General features: G+C 61.7%; 20 protein-coding genes. 18 read left to right on the forward strand and 2 right to left on the reverse strand.

All coding sequences use genetic code 11. The annotated features are described in order from the left end of the window. Positions 1–72 precede the first annotated feature (72 nt). The 17 genes from O3306_RS11345 (at position 73) to O3306_RS11425 (ending at position 15,992) form a co-directional block, all read left to right on the forward strand. Complete coding sequence (locus tag O3306_RS11345; protein WP_272007176.1) at positions 73–498, forward strand: MAPEG family protein; 426 nt, start codon at positions 73–75, stop codon at positions 496–498. After that, positions 495–833, forward strand: coding sequence for a hypothetical protein (locus tag O3306_RS11350; RefSeq protein WP_272007180.1), 339 nt, complete (start codon positions 495–497; stop codon positions 831–833). The genes O3306_RS11345 and O3306_RS11350 overlap by 4 nt, the downstream gene beginning before the upstream one ends. 128 nt (positions 834–961) lie before the next feature. Beyond that, entirely contained in the window at positions 962–1,366 is a 405-nt protein-coding gene (locus tag O3306_RS11355; RefSeq protein WP_272007182.1) for a DUF5333 domain-containing protein, read from the forward strand. Between the two features lie 6 nt (positions 1,367–1,372). Next, positions 1,373–3,382 (forward strand): NADH-quinone oxidoreductase subunit NuoG, encoded by a 2,010-nt coding sequence (gene nuoG, locus O3306_RS11360; RefSeq protein ID WP_272007185.1) that lies wholly within the window; start codon positions 1,373–1,375, stop codon positions 3,380–3,382. Next, entirely contained in the window at positions 3,382–3,789 is a 408-nt protein-coding gene (locus tag O3306_RS11365) for a hypothetical protein (protein ID WP_272007486.1), read from the forward strand. The genes nuoG and O3306_RS11365 overlap by 1 nt, the downstream gene beginning before the upstream one ends. A gap of 7 nt (positions 3,790–3,796) precedes the next feature. After that, entirely contained in the window at positions 3,797–4,834 is a 1,038-nt protein-coding gene (gene nuoH / locus O3306_RS11370) for an NADH-quinone oxidoreductase subunit NuoH (RefSeq protein WP_272007187.1), read from the forward strand. 4 nt (positions 4,835–4,838) lie between these two features. After that, positions 4,839–5,609, forward strand: coding sequence for a methyltransferase domain-containing protein (locus tag O3306_RS11375; RefSeq protein WP_272007189.1), 771 nt, complete (start codon positions 4,839–4,841; stop codon positions 5,607–5,609). Positions 5,610–5,613: 4 nt separating this feature from the next. Further along, positions 5,614–6,108, forward strand: coding sequence for an NADH-quinone oxidoreductase subunit NuoI (gene nuoI / locus O3306_RS11380; protein WP_272007191.1), 495 nt, complete (start codon positions 5,614–5,616; stop codon positions 6,106–6,108). Positions 6,109–6,119: 11 nt separating this feature from the next. Continuing rightward, entirely contained in the window at positions 6,120–6,530 is a 411-nt protein-coding gene (locus O3306_RS11385; protein ID WP_272007193.1) for a carboxymuconolactone decarboxylase family protein, read from the forward strand. Next, on the forward strand, positions 6,527–7,135 hold the full coding sequence (locus O3306_RS11390; protein WP_272007195.1) for an NADH-quinone oxidoreductase subunit J: 609 nt from the start codon (positions 6,527–6,529) through the stop codon (positions 7,133–7,135). Before O3306_RS11385 ends, O3306_RS11390 begins: the two co-directional genes overlap by 4 nt. A 146-nt stretch (positions 7,136–7,281) precedes the next feature. After that, complete coding sequence (gene nuoK, locus O3306_RS11395; protein ID WP_272007197.1) at positions 7,282–7,587, forward strand: NADH-quinone oxidoreductase subunit NuoK; 306 nt, start codon at positions 7,282–7,284, stop codon at positions 7,585–7,587. A 4-nt stretch (positions 7,588–7,591) separates the two neighbouring features. Next, complete coding sequence (gene nuoL / locus O3306_RS11400; RefSeq protein WP_272007199.1) at positions 7,592–9,664, forward strand: NADH-quinone oxidoreductase subunit L; 2,073 nt, start codon at positions 7,592–7,594, stop codon at positions 9,662–9,664. After that, on the forward strand, positions 9,664–11,217 hold the full coding sequence (locus O3306_RS11405) for an NADH-quinone oxidoreductase subunit M (RefSeq protein WP_272007202.1): 1,554 nt from the start codon (positions 9,664–9,666) through the stop codon (positions 11,215–11,217). Before nuoL ends, O3306_RS11405 begins: the two co-directional genes overlap by 1 nt. Before the next feature lie 12 nt (positions 11,218–11,229). After that, a complete protein-coding gene (gene nuoN, locus O3306_RS11410; protein ID WP_272007204.1) occupies positions 11,230–12,666 on the forward strand; it encodes an NADH-quinone oxidoreductase subunit NuoN in 1,437 nt (478 codons plus the stop codon). 112 nt (positions 12,667–12,778) lie between these two features. Beyond that, positions 12,779–13,561 (forward strand): biotin--[acetyl-CoA-carboxylase] ligase, encoded by a 783-nt coding sequence (locus O3306_RS11415; RefSeq protein ID WP_272007207.1) that lies wholly within the window; start codon positions 12,779–12,781, stop codon positions 13,559–13,561. Further along, entirely contained in the window at positions 13,545–14,318 is a 774-nt protein-coding gene (locus O3306_RS11420; RefSeq protein WP_272007210.1) for a type III pantothenate kinase, read from the forward strand. Before O3306_RS11415 ends, O3306_RS11420 begins: the two co-directional genes overlap by 17 nt. Positions 14,319–14,324: 6 nt before the next feature. Continuing rightward, the gene (locus tag O3306_RS11425; RefSeq protein WP_272007213.1) at positions 14,325–15,992 is read left to right on the forward strand and encodes a ribonuclease J; all 1,668 of its coding nucleotides are present in this window, start codon (positions 14,325–14,327) and stop codon (positions 15,990–15,992) included. 6 nt (positions 15,993–15,998) lie between these two features. Here O3306_RS11425 and O3306_RS11430 read toward each other — a convergent pair whose 3' ends face one another. Next, a complete protein-coding gene (locus O3306_RS11430; RefSeq protein ID WP_272007216.1) occupies positions 15,999–16,562 on the reverse strand; it encodes an HD domain-containing protein in 564 nt (187 codons plus the stop codon). A 196-nt stretch (positions 16,563–16,758) separates the two neighbouring features. Between O3306_RS11430 and O3306_RS11435 the strand changes: the two genes are divergently transcribed. Then, complete coding sequence (locus O3306_RS11435) at positions 16,759–17,601, forward strand: HalD/BesD family halogenase (protein ID WP_272007219.1); 843 nt, start codon at positions 16,759–16,761, stop codon at positions 17,599–17,601. A 77-nt stretch (positions 17,602–17,678) separates the two neighbouring features. On the opposite strand, the gene O3306_RS11440 is transcribed toward O3306_RS11435, so the two are convergent. Beyond that, positions 17,679–19,193, reverse strand: coding sequence for a DEAD/DEAH box helicase (locus O3306_RS11440; protein ID WP_272007223.1), 1,515 nt, complete (start codon positions 19,191–19,193; stop codon positions 17,679–17,681). Positions 19,194–19,408 lie beyond the last annotated feature (215 nt).

Genomic DNA, 19,408 nt, shown 5'->3' on the forward strand with positions numbered 1-19,408 from the left:
GCCCTGGGGCAGACGGACGGCCACATGGGCCATGATTTCCTGTGCCGGACCGGTGGATAAGGGGCGCGAGGCATGAATGAATTTGCAGCATACGGACACGCGATCGTCGCGATGGCGCTCATGGGTGTAATAACCCTTGCGCTCAGCCCCTTGTCGGCGATGCGCAAGACGGCGGCCGGGCTGGCGCCGGGCGCGACACCGCCGCAGGACTATGCTGATGCCACCTATCGCTTGCACCGCGCTTACAGCAATGCTGCCGAAACCGTGGGCACTTTTGCTCTGGTTACGCTGGCGGCGATCCTGGCGGGGGCTGCACCGTTCTGGGTGAACCTCTATGCCTCGGTCTTTTTCATCTCGCGGGTGGTGATGTTGATCATCCACCTGCGCGGCGGCAAGGCGGACATGGGCGCGCGCTCCTTTGCCTATGTGCTGGGCTGGCTGATGTGTCTCTTGCTGGCGATTTCGGCGATTTTGGCGGTTTTTGGAGGTGCGGCATGACAGGAAAGCGGATCATGATCGGGGTGCTGGCCGCTGTGCTGGTGCTCGGAGCCTGCGCCAAGCCGGGCGATCGCGAAATGTTCGACGGTAAATTCTATCCCGCCAAAGCCAAGAAGGACGGCGACCGGCGCGAGGATTTCGTCGTCTCGGTCCGCCGTGTGGGGCAGGGGATCGAAGGCGCGCGCAAGGCCGGGCGTCACGAGGCGATCCGTTACTGCATCAAGGCGTTTGGCGATTCCTCGATCGAGTGGCAGCCGGGGTCTGATCCCGATGCCGCGACGGTCACGACCGAGGGCGATGCCTTGACGATGCGTGGAAGTTGCGTGGAATGGTAGGTTTGTCGCAGAAATCAGCAGATTTTCGCCCGTGTTATTGCATAACACATAGGCCGGACTCCATTTGCATCGCTGAAGGATCTGCATTGTTTGCGGGTCTCTCGGCATGCACCAAGAGGAGTATCAACATGCGGATGATAACCACTGCCATTCTCAGCTTCACCCTGTTTGCGTTTGCCGCTCAGGACGCCCGGGCAGAGCTGCGCGAAGAGCAGGACATTAACGCGGGTCTGCTGGCGATTGCGGTTGCCGACAAGATCCGGCGGTCCTGTGACGAAATCTCGGGCCGGCTCTGGACCGCACGGTCCTATCTTAACGGGCTCAAGAAGATGGCCGCCGAGCGCGGCTATACCGACTCTGAAATCGACGCCTATGTGAGCGATTCTGACAACAAGGCCGAGATGCGCAAATTGCGCAACGCCTACTTCCATTCGAAGGGCGCCAGCAACCTGGACCATGCCAGCCTGTGCAAACTGGGCCGTACCGAAATTGCCGCGCAGACGCAGATCGGCGCCTTTCTCAAAGCAAAGTGAACGAAAATGACTGACCTTCGCAAGATCATCATCGACGGAACCGAGGTAGAGGTGGACGGGGCAATGACCCTGATCCAGGCCTGTGAAGAAGCAGGCGTGGAAATTCCGCGTTTCTGCTATCATGAGCGGCTCTCGATCGCGGGTAACTGCCGGATGTGTCTTGTGGAGGTTGTCGGCGGCCCGCCGAAACCGACCGCGTCCTGTGCGATGCAGGTCAAGGATCTGCGTCCCGGCCCCGAAGGCCAGCCGCCGGTCGTGAAAACCAACAGCCCGATGGTCAAGAAGGCCCGCGAGGGCGTGATGGAATTCCTGCTGATCAACCACCCGCTGGATTGCCCGATCTGCGATCAGGGCGGCGAATGCGATCTTCAGGATCAGGCGATGGCCTACGGCGTCGATTTCAGCCGCTATCGCGAGCCCAAACGCGCCAGCATCGACCTTGATCTGGGGCCGTTGGTTGAAACCCACATGACCCGCTGCATTTCCTGCACCCGCTGTGTGCGCTTCACCACCGAGGTGGCCGGTATCCAGATGATGGGCCAGACAGGCCGCGGCGAGGATGCCGAGATCACGACCTATCTGGGCGGGACGCTGGACAGCAACATGCAGGGCAACATCATCGACCTGTGTCCGGTGGGCGCGCTGGTCAGCAAGCCTTACGCCTTTACCGCACGCCCCTGGGAGCTGACCAAGACCGAGAGCATTGACGTGATGGATGCGCTGGGTAGCAACATTCGGGTTGATACCAAGGGGCGCGAAGTCATGCGCTTTTTGCCGCGCAACCATGACGGCGTGAACGAAGAGTGGATTTCCGACAAGACGCGGTTTGTCTGGGACGGGCTGCGCCGCCAGCGGCTGGACCAGCCTTATGTGCGCGAAAACGGCAAGCTGCGCCCGGCCACCTGGCCTGAGGCTCTGGCGGCTGCCGCCACCGCGATGAAGGGCAAGAAGGTCGCAGGTCTGGTTGGCGATCTGGTCCCGGTCGAGGCTGCGTTTGCGCTGAAAAACCTGATCGAAGGTCTGGGTGGTCATGTCGAATGCCGCACCGACGGGGCAAAGCTGCCCGAGGGCAATCGCTCGGCCTATGTCGGGACGGCGACCATCGAGGAAATCGATACCGCCAAGACGATCCTGATTGTCGGAGCCGATCCGCGTGTCGAGGCGCCTGTGCTGAACGCGCGCATTCGCAAGGCGTGGCTTGCGGGCGCCCGTGTGGGCGTGATCGGTCCGAAGGTCGATCTGACGTTTGATTACCATCATTTCGGCGCAGGCCGCGATGCGCTGACCGATCTGGTCGGCAAGGTCGAAGCCAAGGACGACACGATCGTGATCGTCGGGCAGGGCGCGCTGCAAGAGGCCGATGGCGAGGCCGTGCTGAGCCAGGTCATGGCCTATACCGAAGGAGCGGGCGCGAAACTGCTGGTGCTGCACACCGCCGCCGGGCGCGTGGGCGCGATGGATGCGGGATGCACCACGACGGGTGGCATGGAGGCCGCGCTGGACGGGGCCGAGGTGGTCTATAACCTCGGGGCCGACGAGATCGACGTCAAGGCTGGCCCATTCGTGATCTACCAGGGCAGCCACGGCGACCGTGGCGCGCACCGTGCCGATGTGATTCTGCCCGGTGCCGCCTATACCGAGGAACAGGGGCTGTTCGTGAACACCGAAGGGCGTCCGCAACTGGCGCTGCGCGCCAGCTTTGCCCCTGGCGAGGCCAAGGAAAACTGGGCGATCCTGCGGGCCCTTTCGGGCGAGTTGGGCGCGGCACTGCCTTATGACAGCCTGCCGCAGTTGCGCCGTGCGCTGGTCGAGGCCGCTCCGCACTTGGCGCAGGTCGATATGGTGCCGGAGAACGAGTGGCAGCCGCTGAAGGTGACCAAGCCGGGCAAAGCCGATTTCCGGCTTGCGATCGGAGATTTCTATCTGACCAACCCGATTGCCCGCGCCAGCACCCTGATGGCCGAGCTGAGCGCCGGCGCCAAGGCGCGCCGCGCCGAGCCGGTGGCCGCAGAGTGATGCTGCACCGCGCGCCCATATCCCTGAGCGTTTGCGCGCTCATCGCCACCGGTGGTGTCGCGGGATGCGAGCCTGCGGGGCCGGAGACCAACCGTTTCGCGCCCGATTATCGCGGCGTCGAGACACAGCTGCTGGATGGTGACCTGGTGAATTTCCACGTCGTGATGGCGGGCGCGCGGGCAACCAGCGATGTCGACCGCTACGCTGCCTGCGCCGCGGCGCAGTATGCGCTTATCCGAGGATACGGTTTTGCCCGGCATTTGCGCACGAATATCGTGGAAGAGGGTGGCATCTGGCGCGGTGATGCGGTTTATACGATCTCACCGGCGCTTCCGCGCGGGCTGAAGACAATCGACGCCGAAGTCGTCGCCGCCGACTGTGCGGAAAACGGAATACCGATGGTGTGAGGACCTGATGGCTGAATTCTTTGCAACACCTTTTGGCACTCTGGTGATCATTGCGGCGCAATGCCTCGCGGTTCTCGGGTTTGTCATGATCTCGCTGCTGTTCCTGGTCTATGGAGACCGGAAAATCTGGGCCGCGGTCCAGATGCGGCGTGGCCCCAACGTGGTGGGCACCTTCGGCATCCTGCAATCGGTGGCCGATGCGCTGAAATACGTGGTCAAGGAAGTGGTGGTGCCCGCAGGCGCCGACAAGGCCGTGTTCATGCTGGCCCCGCTGATCAGTTTCGTGCTGGCGGTGATCGCCTGGGCGGTGATCCCCTTTGCCGATGGCTGGGTGATCAGCGATCTCAATGTCGCGATCCTCTATGTCTTTGCCGTCTCCAGCCTGGAGGTTTACGGCGTGATCATGGGCGGCTGGGCGTCGAACTCGAAATACCCGTTCTTGGGTAGTTTGCGGTCCGCCGCGCAGATGATTTCCTACGAGGTCAGCATCGGTCTGATCATCATTGGCGTCATCATTTCCACCGGGTCGTTGAATTTCGGGGAAATCGTGATGGCGCAGGACACCAATTACGGCTTCTTCGGCTGGTACTGGTTGCCGCATTTGCCGATGGTCGTCCTGTTCTTCATCTCGGCGCTGGCCGAAACCAACCGTCCGCCCTTTGACCTGCCGGAAGCGGAATCCGAACTGGTGGCTGGCTACCAGGTGGAATATTCGGCGACGCCGTTCCTGCTGTTCATGGCGGGCGAGTATATCGCGATCTTCCTGATGTGTGCGCTGACGACGCTGCTGTTCTTCGGCGGCTGGCTGTCGCCCATTCCGGGCCTGCCTGACGGCGCGCTGTGGATGGTCGGCAAGATGGCGTTCTTCTTCTTCCTCTTCGCGATGGTCAAGGCGATCACGCCGCGCTACCGCTACGACCAGTTGATGCGCATTGGCTGGAAAGTGTTCCTGCCGCTGTCGCTGGGCTGGGTCGTGATCATCGCATTCCTGGCAAAATTCGAAGTATTGGGCGCGTTCTGGGCGCGCTATACAATGGGGGGCTGATCCTTTGGGGATCGACTATGTTCTGTTTGATCGGCTCGTTGAGCTGAGCACCCGCTTCCGGCCCGAGGGCCGGACGCTGATGCTTGGCCGGCAGAGTTTCGGCATTCAGACCAAGCACCGCCAGCTATACGAGAAGACGCTGCAGCGCTACGGGATCGAAGGCAAACGGTTCGATTTCCTGCAGGATGACGGCTTTGCCGAGACGCTGATGGCCAAGCTGGGCTTTGGCCAGATGGAAACGATGGACTTCTCGAATTACGAGGGCGCCGATGTTCTGCACGATCTGAACAAGCGGCCCGCCAAGAAGCTGGAAAACAAGTTTGACCTGATATTCGACGGTGGCACGGTCGAGCATGTGTTCAACGTGCCGATGGCGCTGGAGGGATTGTTCCGGATGCTCAAGCCCGGCGGGCGGCTGGTCAGTGCCAATGGCCTGAACGGCTGGTACGGGCATGGCATGTACCAGTTCAACCCCGAGCTGGTCTGGACCTTCTGGAAGCGGGCCTGCAACTGTAACGTGATCGATTGCCGCGCTGTCCCGGTAGAGCCCGAGGATGGTTTCGGCCAGGTCGAGTTTCAGGATCCGGCGCTGACCGGCGTGCGGCTGAAGCTGAAGAACAAGATCGGTCCGGGGCGGACCTATCTGTATTACGAGATTGAAAAGACCGAGGAGTCGCACCTGCCGGACTTCGCGTTGCAAAGCGACTACGAGACCCGCTGGAACGGGCATGAAAATGCCGGTAAGACCCACCTTGAATCAGACGTGAGGAGCTGAGCGGATGGCGAATGTAGATTACGGACGCGCGGCCTGGTATTTCCTGCTGGGCGATTGGATTCTGGGCTTCAAGGTGGGGTTCAAATATTTCTTTGGCCCCAAGGCGACGCTGAACTATCCGCATGAGAAAGGCCCGCTGAGCCCGCGGTTTCGCGGCGAGCACGCGCTGCGCCGCTATCCCAACGGGGAAGAGCGCTGCATTGCCTGCAAACTCTGCGAGGCGATCTGCCCGGCGCAGGCGATCACCATCGACGCGGAACCCCGCGACGACGGCAGCCGCCGCACCACGCGCTATGATATCGACATGACCAAATGCATCTATTGCGGCTTCTGCCAGGAGGCGTGCCCGGTGGATGCAATCGTCGAGGGGCCGAATTTCGAATTCGCCACCGAGACCCGCGAAGAACTGTTTTACGACAAGGACAAACTGCTAGCCAACGGCGACCGCTGGGAAGCCGAGATTGCCCGCAACCTCGAACTCGACGCACCGTATCGGTAAGAGGTGAACGCATGACCGTTTCAACCAACCCTTTTGAGCAGATGTTGCGCCAGGCGCAGGAAATGGCGAAGTCGTTTCCCGCGATGGAGGCGTTCACGCCCAAGGGTTTTGAAAAAATGATGGGCACCATGCCCAAGGACATGATGGAAATGATGTTCGGCAACACGCTGAACGAAGGTGGGCTGGACGCGCGCACACGTATGTTGCTGATGGTGGCCGGGCTGACCATGCAGGGCGCACAAAGCGATGTTGCCTTTCGTCAGGCAGTGCGGCATGCGCTGGAGGCCGGAGCCACCAAGCAGAACATCGTCGAGACGATCGGCCAAATGTCGATGTTTGCCGGGTTACCTGCGATGACCCGGGCGCTGGAACTGGCGCAACAGGTGCTCGATACGCAGGAAGAAGAAGGAAGAGACACATGACCGTCATGGCACTGGCCTTTTATCTTTTCGCGATTTCGGTCGTGATCGGCGGACTTTTCACCGTGATCAGCCGCCACCCGGTGCATTCCGTGCTGTGGCTGATCCTGTCATTCATCAGTGCAGCGGGCCTGTTCGTGCTGCTGGGGGCCGAATTCGTCGCGATGCTGCTGGTGATCGTCTATGTCGGCGCGGTGGCGGTGCTGTTCCTCTTCGTAGTGATGATGCTGGATGTTGATTTCGCCGAGTTGAAGGCGGAAATGGCAAGATACATGCCTCTGGCGCTGCTCATCGGGCTGGTCCTGCTGATGCAGCTGGGCATTGCTCTGGGCGCATGGGAAGTGGCCGAAACCGCCGAGGCAGCGCGGCAGGCCGTGCCCACAGCCGGCACGCATAACACCGAAGCCCTTGGCCTTGTGCTCTATGACCAGTACTTCCTGCTGTTCCAGCTGGCGGGCCTGATCCTGCTGGTGGCGATGATCGGGGCCATCGTGCTGACGCTGCGCCATCGCGAGGATGTCAAACGCCAGAACGTGCTGCACCAGATGTGGCGCGACCCGGCCAAGGCGATGGAGCTGCGCGACGTGAAACCGGGGCAGGGGCTATAGCGTAACACCCGCCCCGGACCTTTCCGGGGAGGCGCGTGGGACAGAACGACCCGGCCCACACGCCGGACAAAGATTGAAGAGGTGCCGGATCAAACCCGGCACCGAGACAAGACAGACAAGACGGGCAATGACCCGGAGGGACAGAAATGATCGGACTTGAACATTACCTGGCTGTGGCGGCGGCACTTTTCGTCATCGGCATTTTCGGGCTTTTCCTGAACCGCAAGAACGTGATCATTCTGCTGATGTCGATCGAGCTGATGCTGCTGGCAGTCAACATCAACCTGGTCGCCTTCTCCAGCTATGCGGGCGATCTGGTGGGGCAAGTCTTTACCCTGTTCATCCTGACTGTCGCCGCCGCGGAGGCCGCTATCGGCCTTGCGATCCTTGTGTGTTTCTTCCGTAACCGTGGCACGATCGCGGTCGAAGACGTCAACGTGATGAAGGGCTGAGCTCATGGAAAAGATCATCCTTTTCGCGCCCCTGATCGGGGCCATCATCGCAGGCTTCGGCTGGCGGGTGATCGGCGATGCGGCCGCGCAGTGGATCACAACGGGTCTGCTGTTTCTGGCCTGCGTGCTGAGCTGGGTCATTTTCCTGGGCCATGACGGCACCACGCAATACATCCACATCCTCGACTGGGTGCAGTCGGGCCACTTGGACACCGCCTGGGCGATCCGCCTGGACCGGCTGACAGCGATCATGCTGATCGTGGTCACGACCGTGTCGGCGCTCGTGCATCTCTATTCGATGGGCTACATGGCCCATGATGCCAATTTCGGCGAAAACGAGAGCTACCGCCCGCGTTTCTTTGCCTATCTGTCGCTTTTCACCTTCGCGATGCTGATGCTGGTGACCGCCGACAACCTGGCGCAGATGTTCTTTGGCTGGGAAGGGGTCGGGCTGGCGTCCTACCTGCTGATCGGGTTCTACTATCGCAAGCCGTCGGCCAATGCCGCCGCGATCAAGGCCTTCGTGGTCAACCGGGTCGGCGATTTCGGCTTTGCGCTTGGTATCTTCGGGCTGTTCTACCTGACCGACAGCATCAAGTTTGATGACGTGTTTGCCGCCGCGCCGGGACTGGCGCAGACGAATATCACCTTCCTCTGGGCCGATTGGAACGCGGCGAACCTGATTGCCTTCCTGCTGTTCGTCGGCGCGATGGGCAAATCGGCGCAGCTTTTCCTGCACACATGGTTGCCGGACGCGATGGAAGGCCCGACACCTGTGTCGGCACTGATCCACGCGGCAACCATGGTGACGGCGGGCGTGTTCCTGGTCTGCCGCATGTCGCCGCTGATGGAATACGCGCCCGAGGCGATGATGTTCGTGACCTTCCTTGGCGCAACAACGGCTTTCGTGGCAGCGACCATCGGTTTGGTTCAGAACGATATCAAACGGGTCATCGCCTATTCGACCATGAGCCAGTTGGGCTACATGTTCGTGGCCGCAGGCGTCGGCATGTATTCGGTGGCGATGTTCCACCTGTTCACGCACGCGTTCTTCAAGGCGATGCTGTTCCTTGGGGCCGGCTCCGTCATCCACGGGATGCATCACGAGCAGGACATGCGTAACTATGGCGGGCTGCGTCACAAGCTGCCCTATACGTTCTGGGCGATGATGATCGGCACGCTGGCCATTACCGGCGTCGGCATTCCGCTGACACATATCGGCTTTGCCGGTTTCCTCAGCAAGGACGCGGTGATCGAGAGCGCATGGGCCGGCACCAATGGCGGCTATGCCTTCTGGATGCTGGTGATCGCGGCGCTGTTTACCAGCTTCTACAGCTGGCGGCTGATGCTGCTGACGTTCTTTGGCACGCCGCGCGGCGACAAGCACACCCACGAGAACGCGCATGAAAGCCCGATGGTCATGCTGGTCCCGCTGGGCGTTCTGGCGCTGGGGTCGGTCTTTGCCGGGATGGTCTGGTATGGCAGTTTCTTTGGCGATCATGCGCAGGTGAACAAGTTCTTCGGTATCCCCGAGCATCATGCCGAGGCGAGCGAAGGCGACGCCGAAGTTGCCGCAGAAGCGGGCGAAGAACATGCCGCTGCTGCCGTGCATTCGGGCGAGGCACCCAAGGGTGCGATTTACATGGGGGCGGACAACCACGTGATGGAGGATGCACACCATGCCCCCACGTGGGTCAAGGTCAGCCCGTTCATCGCCATGCTGATCGGCTTGGTCACGGCGCTGTGGTTCTATGTCTGGGATCCCAGCATGCCGCGCAAGGCTGCCGAAAGTCAGCGGCCGCTCTATCTCTTCCTGCTCAATAAATGGTACTTCGATGAAATTTACGATGCACTCATCGTCAACCCGGCCAAGCGGCTTGGCGCCTTTCTGTGGAAACGCGGGGATGGCAGCGTGATTGACGGGACGATCAACGGCGTGGCCTTGGGCATCGTGCCCTTCTTCACTCGGCTCGCAGGGCGTGCGCAGTCTGGCTATATCTTTACCTATGCATTCGCCATGGTGATCGGGGTCGCGGTCCTTGTCACATGGGTCACGATAGGCGGGGGGACACACTAATGGATAACGTCCTGTCGATCGTTACGTTTCTGCCGTTGATCGCGGCTGGGATCCTCGCGATTTTCCTACGCGGAGAAGACGAGGCAGCGCAGCGCAACGCCAAGTGGGTGGCGCTGGTGGCCACGACGGTCACTTTCCTCGTGTCGCTGTTCATCCTGTTCGATTTCGACCCGAGCAACACCGGCTTTCAGTTCGTGGAAGAGCGCCAATGGCTGCTGGGCCTGAAATACAAGATGGGTGTTGATGGGATCAGCGTCCTCTTTGTATTGCTGACCACCTTCATCATGCCGCTGACCATTGCCGCGTCGTGGAACGTCACCGTGCGGGTCAAGGAATACATGATCGCGTTCCTGATCCTCGAGACGCTGATGCTCGGCGTGTTTATGGCTCTGGACCTGGTTCTGTTCTACGTCTTCTTCGAGGCGGGGCTGATCCCGATGTTCCTGATCATCGGGATCTGGGGCGGCAAGCAACGTATCTATGCCAGCTTCAAGTTCTTCCTCTACACCTTCCTCGGCTCGGTGCTGATGCTGGTGGCGATGGTGGCGATGTTCACGGATGCGGGCACCACGGACATCCCGACGCTGATGACACATGAATTCGCCTCCGACGGCTTCAGCCTGCTGGGCGTTTACATCGTGGGTGGCGCGCAGACGCTGTTGTTCCTCGCGTTCTTTGCCAGCTTTGCGGTCAAGATGCCGATGTGGCCGGTTCATACCTGGCTGCCGGATGCGCACGTGCAGGCGCCGACCGCTGGCTCGGTCGTGCTGGCTGCTATCATGCTCAAGATGGGCGGCTACGGCTTCTTGCGCTTCAGCCTGCCGATGTTCCCGGTGGGGGCAGAGGTGCTGACGCCGCTGGTCCTGTGGATGTCAGCGATCGCGATCGTCTACACGTCGCTGGTGGCTCTGGCCCAAGAGGACATGAAAAAGCTGATCGCCTACAGTTCCGTGGCCCATATGGGCTATGTCACGATGGGCATTTTCGCAGCCAACCAGCAGGGGATCGACGGGGCGATTTTCCAGATGATCAGCCACGGCTTCATCTCGGGCGCGCTGTTTCTGATTGTCGGTGTGATCTACGACCGTATGCATACCCGCGAGATCGACGCCTATGGTGGCCTGGTGAACCGGATGCCGGCCTACGCGCTGATCTTCATGTTCTTCACCATGGCCAATGTCGGCCTGCCGGGGACCAGCGGGTTCGTTGGCGAATTCCTGACGCTGTTCGGCGTGTTTCAGGTCAACACCTGGGTCGCTTTCGTGGCGGCGACGGGTGTGATCCTCAGCGCGGCTTATGCGCTCTGGCTCTATCGCCGGGTGGTGATGGGCGACCTGATCAAGGAGAGCCTGCGCAGCATCACTGATATGACCAAGCGGGAACGCGCGATCTTTGCGCCGCTGGTGGCCATGACCTTGCTGCTGGGGGTTTATCCCAGCCTGGTGACGGACATCATCAGCCCCTCGGTCGAGGCACTGATATCCAACTACGAAACTGCTCTGGCGGACGCGCAAACCAATGCTGTCAGCCAGACCGCAGCGACATTGCATTAAGGGGCATCGAAGATGATCCAGTCTGATCTGAACATAATCCTGCCCGAGATCGTCATCGCGGTCTATGCGATGCTGGCTCTGCTGGGCGCGGTCTATACCGGCAAGGACAAGATGGCCGGCATGCTGGTCTGGCTGACCGCCGCGCTGTTTGTCGCGATGGCCTTCTGGATCGGCGCCACCGGCGACGGTCAGAACCTCGCCTTCGGCGGCATGTTCGTCGAGGATGATTTCTCGCGCTTTGCCAAGATCATGGTGCTGCTCGCCGGGGCGGCGATCCTGCTGATGAGCCAGGAATACATGACCCGGATGGGCACATTGCGCTTCGAGTATCCGATCCTGATCGCGCTCGGCACTGTCGGCATGATGACGATGGTCAGCGCGAACGACCTGATGACGCTCTACATGGGGTTGGAGCTGCAATCCCTGTCGCTCTATATCCTTGCTTCGATGCGGCGCGAGAGCGTGAAGTCGACCGAAGCCGGGTTGAAGTATTTCGTGCTGGGCGCGCTGGCGTCGGGCATCCTGCTCTATGGCGCGTCGCTGACCTATGGCTATGCCGGAACGACGAATTTCGCGGGCATCATTGCGTCGGCCGAGGGGCAGGCGCCCGTCGGGCTGCTGCTGGGCATGGTCATGGTGATGATTGGCCTGGCGTTCAAGGTTTCGGCGGTGCCGTTCCACATGTGGACGCCGGATGTCTATGAAGGCTCTCCGACGCCAGTCACGGCCTATTTTGCCACCGCACCGAAAGTGGCGGCGATGGCGCTGCTGGCGCGGACCTTGCATGATGCCTTCGGTGGCGTTGTCGGCGACTGGCAGCAGATCCTGGCGGTGCTCAGCGTGCTGTCGATGTTCCTGGGCAGTATCGCCGCGATCGGCCAGCGCGACATCAAGCGGATGATGGCCTATTCCACGATCGGCCATATGGGCTTTGCCCTGATGGGGTTGGCCAGCGGCGGCAGCTTCGGCGTGCAGGCGATGCTGATCTACATGGCGATCTACGTGGCGATGGATATCGGGGCATTTACCTTCATCCTGACCATGCATCGCGATGGCCAGCCGGTGACCGAGATTTCCAGCCTCAACAACTATGCAAACAGCCACCCGACGCGTGCGCTCGCCATGCTGATCCTGATGTTCAGCCTGGCCGGTGTACCGCCCTTCCTGGGGTTCTTCGGCAAGCTCTACGTGCTTCGTGCAGCCTATGACGGGGGCCTCGCATGGTTGGCCGTGGCTGGCGTGATCGCCTCGGTGATCGGTGCCTATTACTATTTGCGGATCGTCTACCTGATGTATTTTGGCGCCGAGGGCGAGACCCTGGATGCGCCGCGCTCGCCGGTGTTGTGGGGGATCCTGATGGCCTCGGCGGCGGTGATGGTGATCGGGGTGATCAACCTCTTTGGCATCGAGGGCATGGCGCAGGCGGCCGCGGCGACACTGGTCAACTGATCGGTTTGCTGCTGCACGGGTTGTGTCAGGAGGGTGACGCGCCACGGCGCGTCGCTTTCATTTTTTGCCCGCCTTGCAGGCGGGTGCCTTCGGCAAAGGTATTTTTGGAAAGATGAAAGACCCTGTCTGGCCGATCGGATATGCGCGCGACGTCATGGCGGAGGTGGACAGCACCAATGCCGAGGCGGCGCGTCGTGCCGCGACGCTGACAGCGCCGACATGGATCATGGCGCATCGACAGACGGCCGGACGCGGGCGGCGCGGCCGGCCATGGACTGACCCGCAAGGTAACCTTGCTGCGACGCTGGTGTTGCACCCGAACGAAGCGCCGGGGCAGGCGGCCTTGCGCTCCTTCGTAGCGGCACTGGCGCTGGATGATGCCTTGGTGGCGGTGACAGGGCGGCCCGAGAGTTTTGCGCTCAAATGGCCGAACGATGTGCTGCTGCATGGCGGCAAATTGGCCGGCATCCTGTTGGAGAGTGCCGGCGCTGGCGGGTCCCTGGGCCATCTGGCCATCGGCATTGGCGTTAACCTGAGCCATGCCCCGGAGCAGGTGGAAGCGGGCGCGCTTCGCCCCGTTTCGCTGCGCGGCGAAACCGGGACAGAGATCAGCCCGGAGGACTTTCTGACCTATCTGGCCGCAGCCTATGCGCGGCGCGAGGAGCAATTTCTGATGCAGGGATTTGCCCCGATCCGCACCGCGTGGCTGGGGCGGGCCGCACGTCTGGGGCAGATGATGACCGCGCGCACCGGCCGGACCGAGACCACAGGCCGGTTCGAGACAGTGGACGAAGACGGCAATCTTGTTCTATCAACCGGCACTGGGCGGCAGGCCATCGCCGCCGCAGAGGTGTTTTTCGACGAGACGGAGACAGGCCATGCTGCTGGCGATTGACTGCGGGAATACCAACACCGTCTTTGCGATCTGGGACGGCACCAAGTTCTTGTGCACGTTGCGCACCTCGACTCATCATGCGCGCACCGCGGATGCGTATTTTACCTGGTATTCGACGCTGGTGAAACATTACGGGCTGGATGTGGAGATTGACGAGGTGATCATCTCGTCCACGGTGCCGCGCGTGGTGTTCAACCTGCGGGTCTTTGCAGACCGGTTCTTTGGCTGTCGCCCGATGGTCGTGGGCAAGCCCGATTGCGCGCTGCCGGTCGAGCCTCGGGTCGACGCGGGCACGATCGTGGGACCGGACCGTCTGGTGAACACGGCAGGCGCCCATGACCGGCATGGCGGCGATTTGATCGTCGTGGATTTCGGCACGGCAACCACCTTTGACGTGGTGGCGGCTGACGGTGCCTATGTCGGCGGGGCGATCGCGCCGGGCGTGAACCTGAGCCTTGAGGCGCTGCACATGGCCGCCGCCGCGTTGCCGCATGTCGATGTGTCCGTGCCAGCCAAGGTGATCGGCACCAACACGGTCGAATGCATGCAATCGGGGGTGTTCTGGGGTTATGTCGGCCTGGTGCGGGGGATTTGTGGCCAGATCCGTGACGAATATGCCCGCCCCATGAAGGTTATTGGTACGGGCGGGCTTGCGTCGCTCTTTGCGCAGGGGCACACCCTCTTTGACGAGATCGAAGATGATCTGACGATGCACGGTCTGACCGTGATCCACGCGCACAACAAATTGAAAGGTTGAGGCCGGATGAGCGAGAACCGAGTGATTTACCTGCCCCTTGGCGGGGCGGGCGAAATTGGCATGAATGCCTATGTTTACGGCTACGGAAAACCCGGCAAGGAGCGGCTGATCCTCGTGGATCTGGGGGTGACCTTCCCTGACATGGATGGCAGCCCGGGCGTGGACCTGATCCTGCCCGACATCAGTTGGCTGGAGGCACGCAAGGGCGATCTGGAGGCGGTATTCGTCACCCATGCGCATGAGGATCACGTCGGTGCCGTTGCGCATTACTATGATCGTCTGGGCGCGCCTGTCTATGCACGCGCCTTTACCGCCAATATCGCGCGGCGCAAGATGGCCGAACATGGCCACCCCGAAAAGGCCGTGCGGACCGCATCCGCCTGGCCCGAAACGATCACGGCGGGGCCCTTCACGGTGGGATTCGTGCCGATTTCGCATTCCATTCCGGAAAGCTCGGGTCTGGTGATCGACACGCCCAAGGGGCGGCTGGTCCATACCGGTGATTTCAAGATCGACACGTCACCGGGCGTGGGCGAACCGTTTGACCACGCGATGTGGGAAGATATCGCGAAGGACGGCGTGCTGGCGCTGATGTGCGATTCCACCAACGTCTTCAGCCGCCACGAGGGGCGCTCGGAATCCACTGTCGGCCCCGAGATCGAGAAGCTGGTGGCCAGTGCCAAGGGCATGGTTGCGGCCACGACATTCGCCAGCAACGTCGCGCGTGTGAAAACCTTGGCCGAGGCCGGTGAGCGGGCGGGGCGGTCGGTCTGCCTGATGGGGCGTGCCATGCGGCGGATGGTCGAGGCGGCGGTCGAGACCGGCGTGCTCAAGGATTTTCCCAGCACGGTCAGCCCCGAGGATGCCAAGAACGTGCCGCGTGAAAACCTGATGCTGATCGTGACCGGCAGCCAGGGCGAGCGGCGCGCGGCCAGCGCGCAGCTGGCCAACGGGAAATACCAGGGGATCAAGATGAAGGAGGGCGATCTTTTCCTCTTCTCGTCCAAGACGATCCCCGGCAATGAGCGCGGCGTCATTCGGATCATCAACCAATTCTCGGAAATGGGGGTTGATGTGGTGGATGACGACAGTGGACTCTATCATGTTTCCGGCCATGCCAACCGGCCTGATCTGGAGGCGATGCATGAAATCATCCGCCCGCAGATCGTGGTGCCGATGCATGGTGAGCACCGGCATCTGCGCGAGCACGTGAAAATCTGCAAACCCAAGCCGATGAAGGGCGTGTTGGCCGTGAACGGCACGATGATCGACCTCACCGCAGCGACGCCCACCGTGGTGGAGTATGTCGAGACCGGGCGGACCTATCTGGACGGGTCGGTAAAGGTTGGTGCGTTGGACGGCGTTGTGCGCGACCGGATCCGCATGGCGCTGAACGGGCATGTCAGCGTCAACGTGATCCTCGACGACGACGCCGAGCTGCTGGGCGATCCCTGGTGCGAGATCAAGGGTCTGGCCGAGGTGGGCCAGAGCCGTGCGCCGCTGGTCGATGTGCTGGAAGAGGACCTGAGCCAGTTCCTGGGGCGCGCCGGAAGCAAGGTGCGCGCCAATGATGAAAAGCTGGAAGAGGAACTGCGCCGCGTCACGCGCCACTCGGCCAATGCCGAGATCGGCAAGAAGCCCGAGGTGACGGTGATCATCAGCCGGATGAGCTGAGCCTGATCAGGCGGCCGCGCGTTCGATCTGTGCGACCGTCTCGGTCAGGCGTTCTGCCAGCGGGCCGGGACGGCGCACCGTCAGCGTCTCCGCGAGGGCGCGGTAATACCACAATGTGCCGTCCTGCCGTCCGGTGAAACGGTCGAACACCGCTGTGCCGACGGATTGCAGGTCATGCAGGATCGTCGTCGCGTTGTGCAGCTTGTCGCAGGCGGTGACCAGCACCGCATCGTCCGATTTCTCGGCGATCCCGTCCAGATACGCTTCTTTGCGTTCGCGCCACGGGGCCTTGTCGTGGCCATCATTGTCCGAGCATTCCAGCACGATCCGCGCGACGCGCGGCCCGTAGCGGGCCTCGATCTGGCGTGCGGCTTCCATGCCGCCCTGATCCTCTACCGCGTCATGCAGCAGGCCGGCGATGGCCTGATCCTCGTCGCCGCCATATTCGATCACCAGCGCGCAGACTGACAGAAGGTGAGAGATATAGGGTATGTTCGCGCCCTTGCGCCGTTGGCTGCGATGCAGCCGCGCGGCAAAGCTCAGCGCATCGTCGAAACGATCTGAAGTCATGGGTTTTCCCCTCATGTTTGGAAAGTGCAGTTGTATCTGCAAGGGGGAGCGTAATTGGCGAATCGGGGGCGATCAATGACGTCGTGACCGGAAAATGCAGGGCGTGGCAAAAAATCGACAGGCGATGTGTCGTGAAACGGCGGGACGCGGGCTGTGCCTGTCTCGTTTGATGGGGCTGCACCATATGGAGGCCGCCATGACCCAAGACGCCAGCCAGATGATCAATCTGTCCCTCTATCCCATCCACCGGCACGGGCCAGAGCGCGACGCGGTGCTGGAAAGGGTGCGGGCCGATCTGGCCGAGGATGGCTGCGCGGTGATCAAGCGGTTTCTGACGCCCGCCGGGATTGCCGCCCTGACGGCAGAGGCCGATGCCGTGGCGGAGAAGGGGCACCGATCCTTCAGCCGCACGAACCCGTATTTCACGCAGGATGATCCCGCTCTGCCCGAGGATGATCCGCGCCGGCAATTTTACGACCGCTCGAACGCGTTCATCCCGGCGGATAATTTCGCCAAGGGCGCCCCGCTGCGGTCGATCTATGACTTCCCGGGTTTCGATGACTTCATCCGCGACTGCCTGCAGGAAGAGGCGTTTTTCCGTTATGCCGACCCGTTGGCGGATGTGATCGTGAATATGGCCGAGGCGGGCAACGGGTTTCCCTGGCATTTCGACACCAACAATTTCACCGTGACGCTGGCGATCCAGAATGCCGAAAGCGGCGGTGCATTCGAATATGCCCCCGGTATTCGGGAGGGCGACGAGAATTTCGAGGAAGTCGCACGCGTGCTGGCGGGCAGCTCTGATCGGGTCAAGGTGCTGGAGCTGGAGCCGGGCGATCTGCAACTGTTTCGCGGGCGCTATTCACTGCACCGCGTCGCGCCGTTGGAGGGCGCGCGGCGGCGCTATGTGGCGATCTTTTCCTATGTGCAGGAACCGGGCATGGTCGGCGCGCCGGAACGCACGATGCAGCTTTATGGGCGCACACTGCCGATCCATCATGAGCGCGCGGGGCAGCGCGGCGACGCCTATATCGACTGATCAAAGAAAACGCCCGCAACCTTGAAAGGCTGCGGGCGTTTGGAAATTTCACTTGGTCAGGCAGGGTGCAGCATTCTTCAGCTTGCGCTGCGATCCTCAAAGCTAAGGGCGATGAAGCTGGGCATATGATCGCCCATGCCCACGACCTTGTTGCCGTTGTCCGAATTGTCACGACCCCTTCCACCACGTCCGCCGCGCGATCTGGGCTTGGTCTCTTCGCGTGGTTCGGGCGCGCGCTGCTCTTCGGGGGCAGGTTTTGCTTCGGGTGCCGCCTGCACTTCGGGTGCCGGTGCGGTGACAGGCTGAGCCTCGGCCTTGGCAGGGGCCTCTTGCACCGCTTGTGGCGCGTCATCGGGTTTGCGACGGCTGCGGGTGCGGCGCGGCTTGCTCGGTTGCTCTTCCGCTACCTCTGCTGCGTCCGCTTGTGGCGCGGGTGTGTCCGACGCCAGCGGGTTGTCGAGGCGCGGGATAGGCTTTTGAACCAGCGTTTCGATCGCGGCGAGGTTCTTCTCGTCACGCGGATTGCAGATCATCATCGCCTTGCCTTCGCGACCCGCACGCCCGGTGCGGCCGATCCGGTGCACGTAGTCTTCGGGATGGCCCGGCACGTCGAAATTGAACACGTGGCTGACCGCAGGCACGTCGAGACCGCGCGCGGCCACATCAGAGGCCACGAGAAAGCGCAGCGAGCCTTCGCGGAACCCGTCGAGGGTGCGCGTGCGCTGACTTTGGTCCAGATCGCCATGGATCGGGGCCGCGTCATAGCCGTTTTTCTTGAGGGATTTCGCGACGATATCCACATCTGTCTTGCGGTTGCAGAAGATGATCGCGTTTGTGCATTTCTCGCCTTCATTGTCGATCAGCGTGCGCAGCAGCTTGCGCTTTTCACTGGCTTCGCGGTCGCGGCGCGAGCCCTTGAACATCACGACCACCTGTTCGATGGTTTCCGAGGCGGTGGCCTGACGGGCCACTTCGATCCGCGCGGGCGCGGAGAGGAACGTGTTGGTGATCCGCTCGATCTCGGGCGCCATGGTGGCCGAGAAAAACAGCGTCTGGCGGGTGAAGGGCGTCAGCGAGAAGATGCGTTCGATATCGGGGATGAACCCCATGTCGAGCATCCGGTCGGCCTCGTCCACCACCATGATCTGCACGCCGGTCAGCAACAGTTTGCCGCGCTCGAAATGGTCGAGCAGGCGACCGGGTGTCGCGATCAGAACATCGACGCCCTTGTCGATCAGCTTGTCCTGTTCCTTGAACGACACGCCGCCGATCAGCAGCGCCTTGGTCAGTTTCAGGTGCTTGGTGTAGGTGTCGAAGTTTTCGGCCACCTGTGCAGCCAGTTCGCGCGTGGGGCATAGCACAAGGCTGCGAGGCATACGCGCTCTTGCCCGGCCGCGCGCCAGCAATGTGATCATCGGCAGGACGAACCCGGCGGTCTTGCCGGTACCGGTCTGGGCAATGCCCAGAACGTCGCGGCCTTCGAGCGCAGGGGGAATCGCCCCTTCCTGGATGGGTGTGGGGCTTTCATAGCCCGCCTCTTCAACGGCCTTCAAGACCTTCGGATTGAGGTTGAGTTCAGAGAATTTGGTCATGCATATCCGTGGTTTACGGACACAATCTGGCCCGTACGTCTGATTGGGTCCAGAGCCACATCAGCCCCGTGGTTTTCCACATGAGAAGACCCTTGGGCGGCGATATAGCGCTAAATCGGGCTCAGGGCAATGCGGCATGCTGTAACGTGACCAATCCCACGGAAGTTGCGCGAATTGTTGCGAAATTGGCAACAGTTGCCTGTGGGCGGCCTGAC

Origin of the sequence: Roseovarius sp. ZX-A-9 (assembly GCF_028369135.1) — a bacterium.
GTDB lineage: Bacteria > Pseudomonadota > Alphaproteobacteria > Rhodobacterales > Rhodobacteraceae > Roseovarius.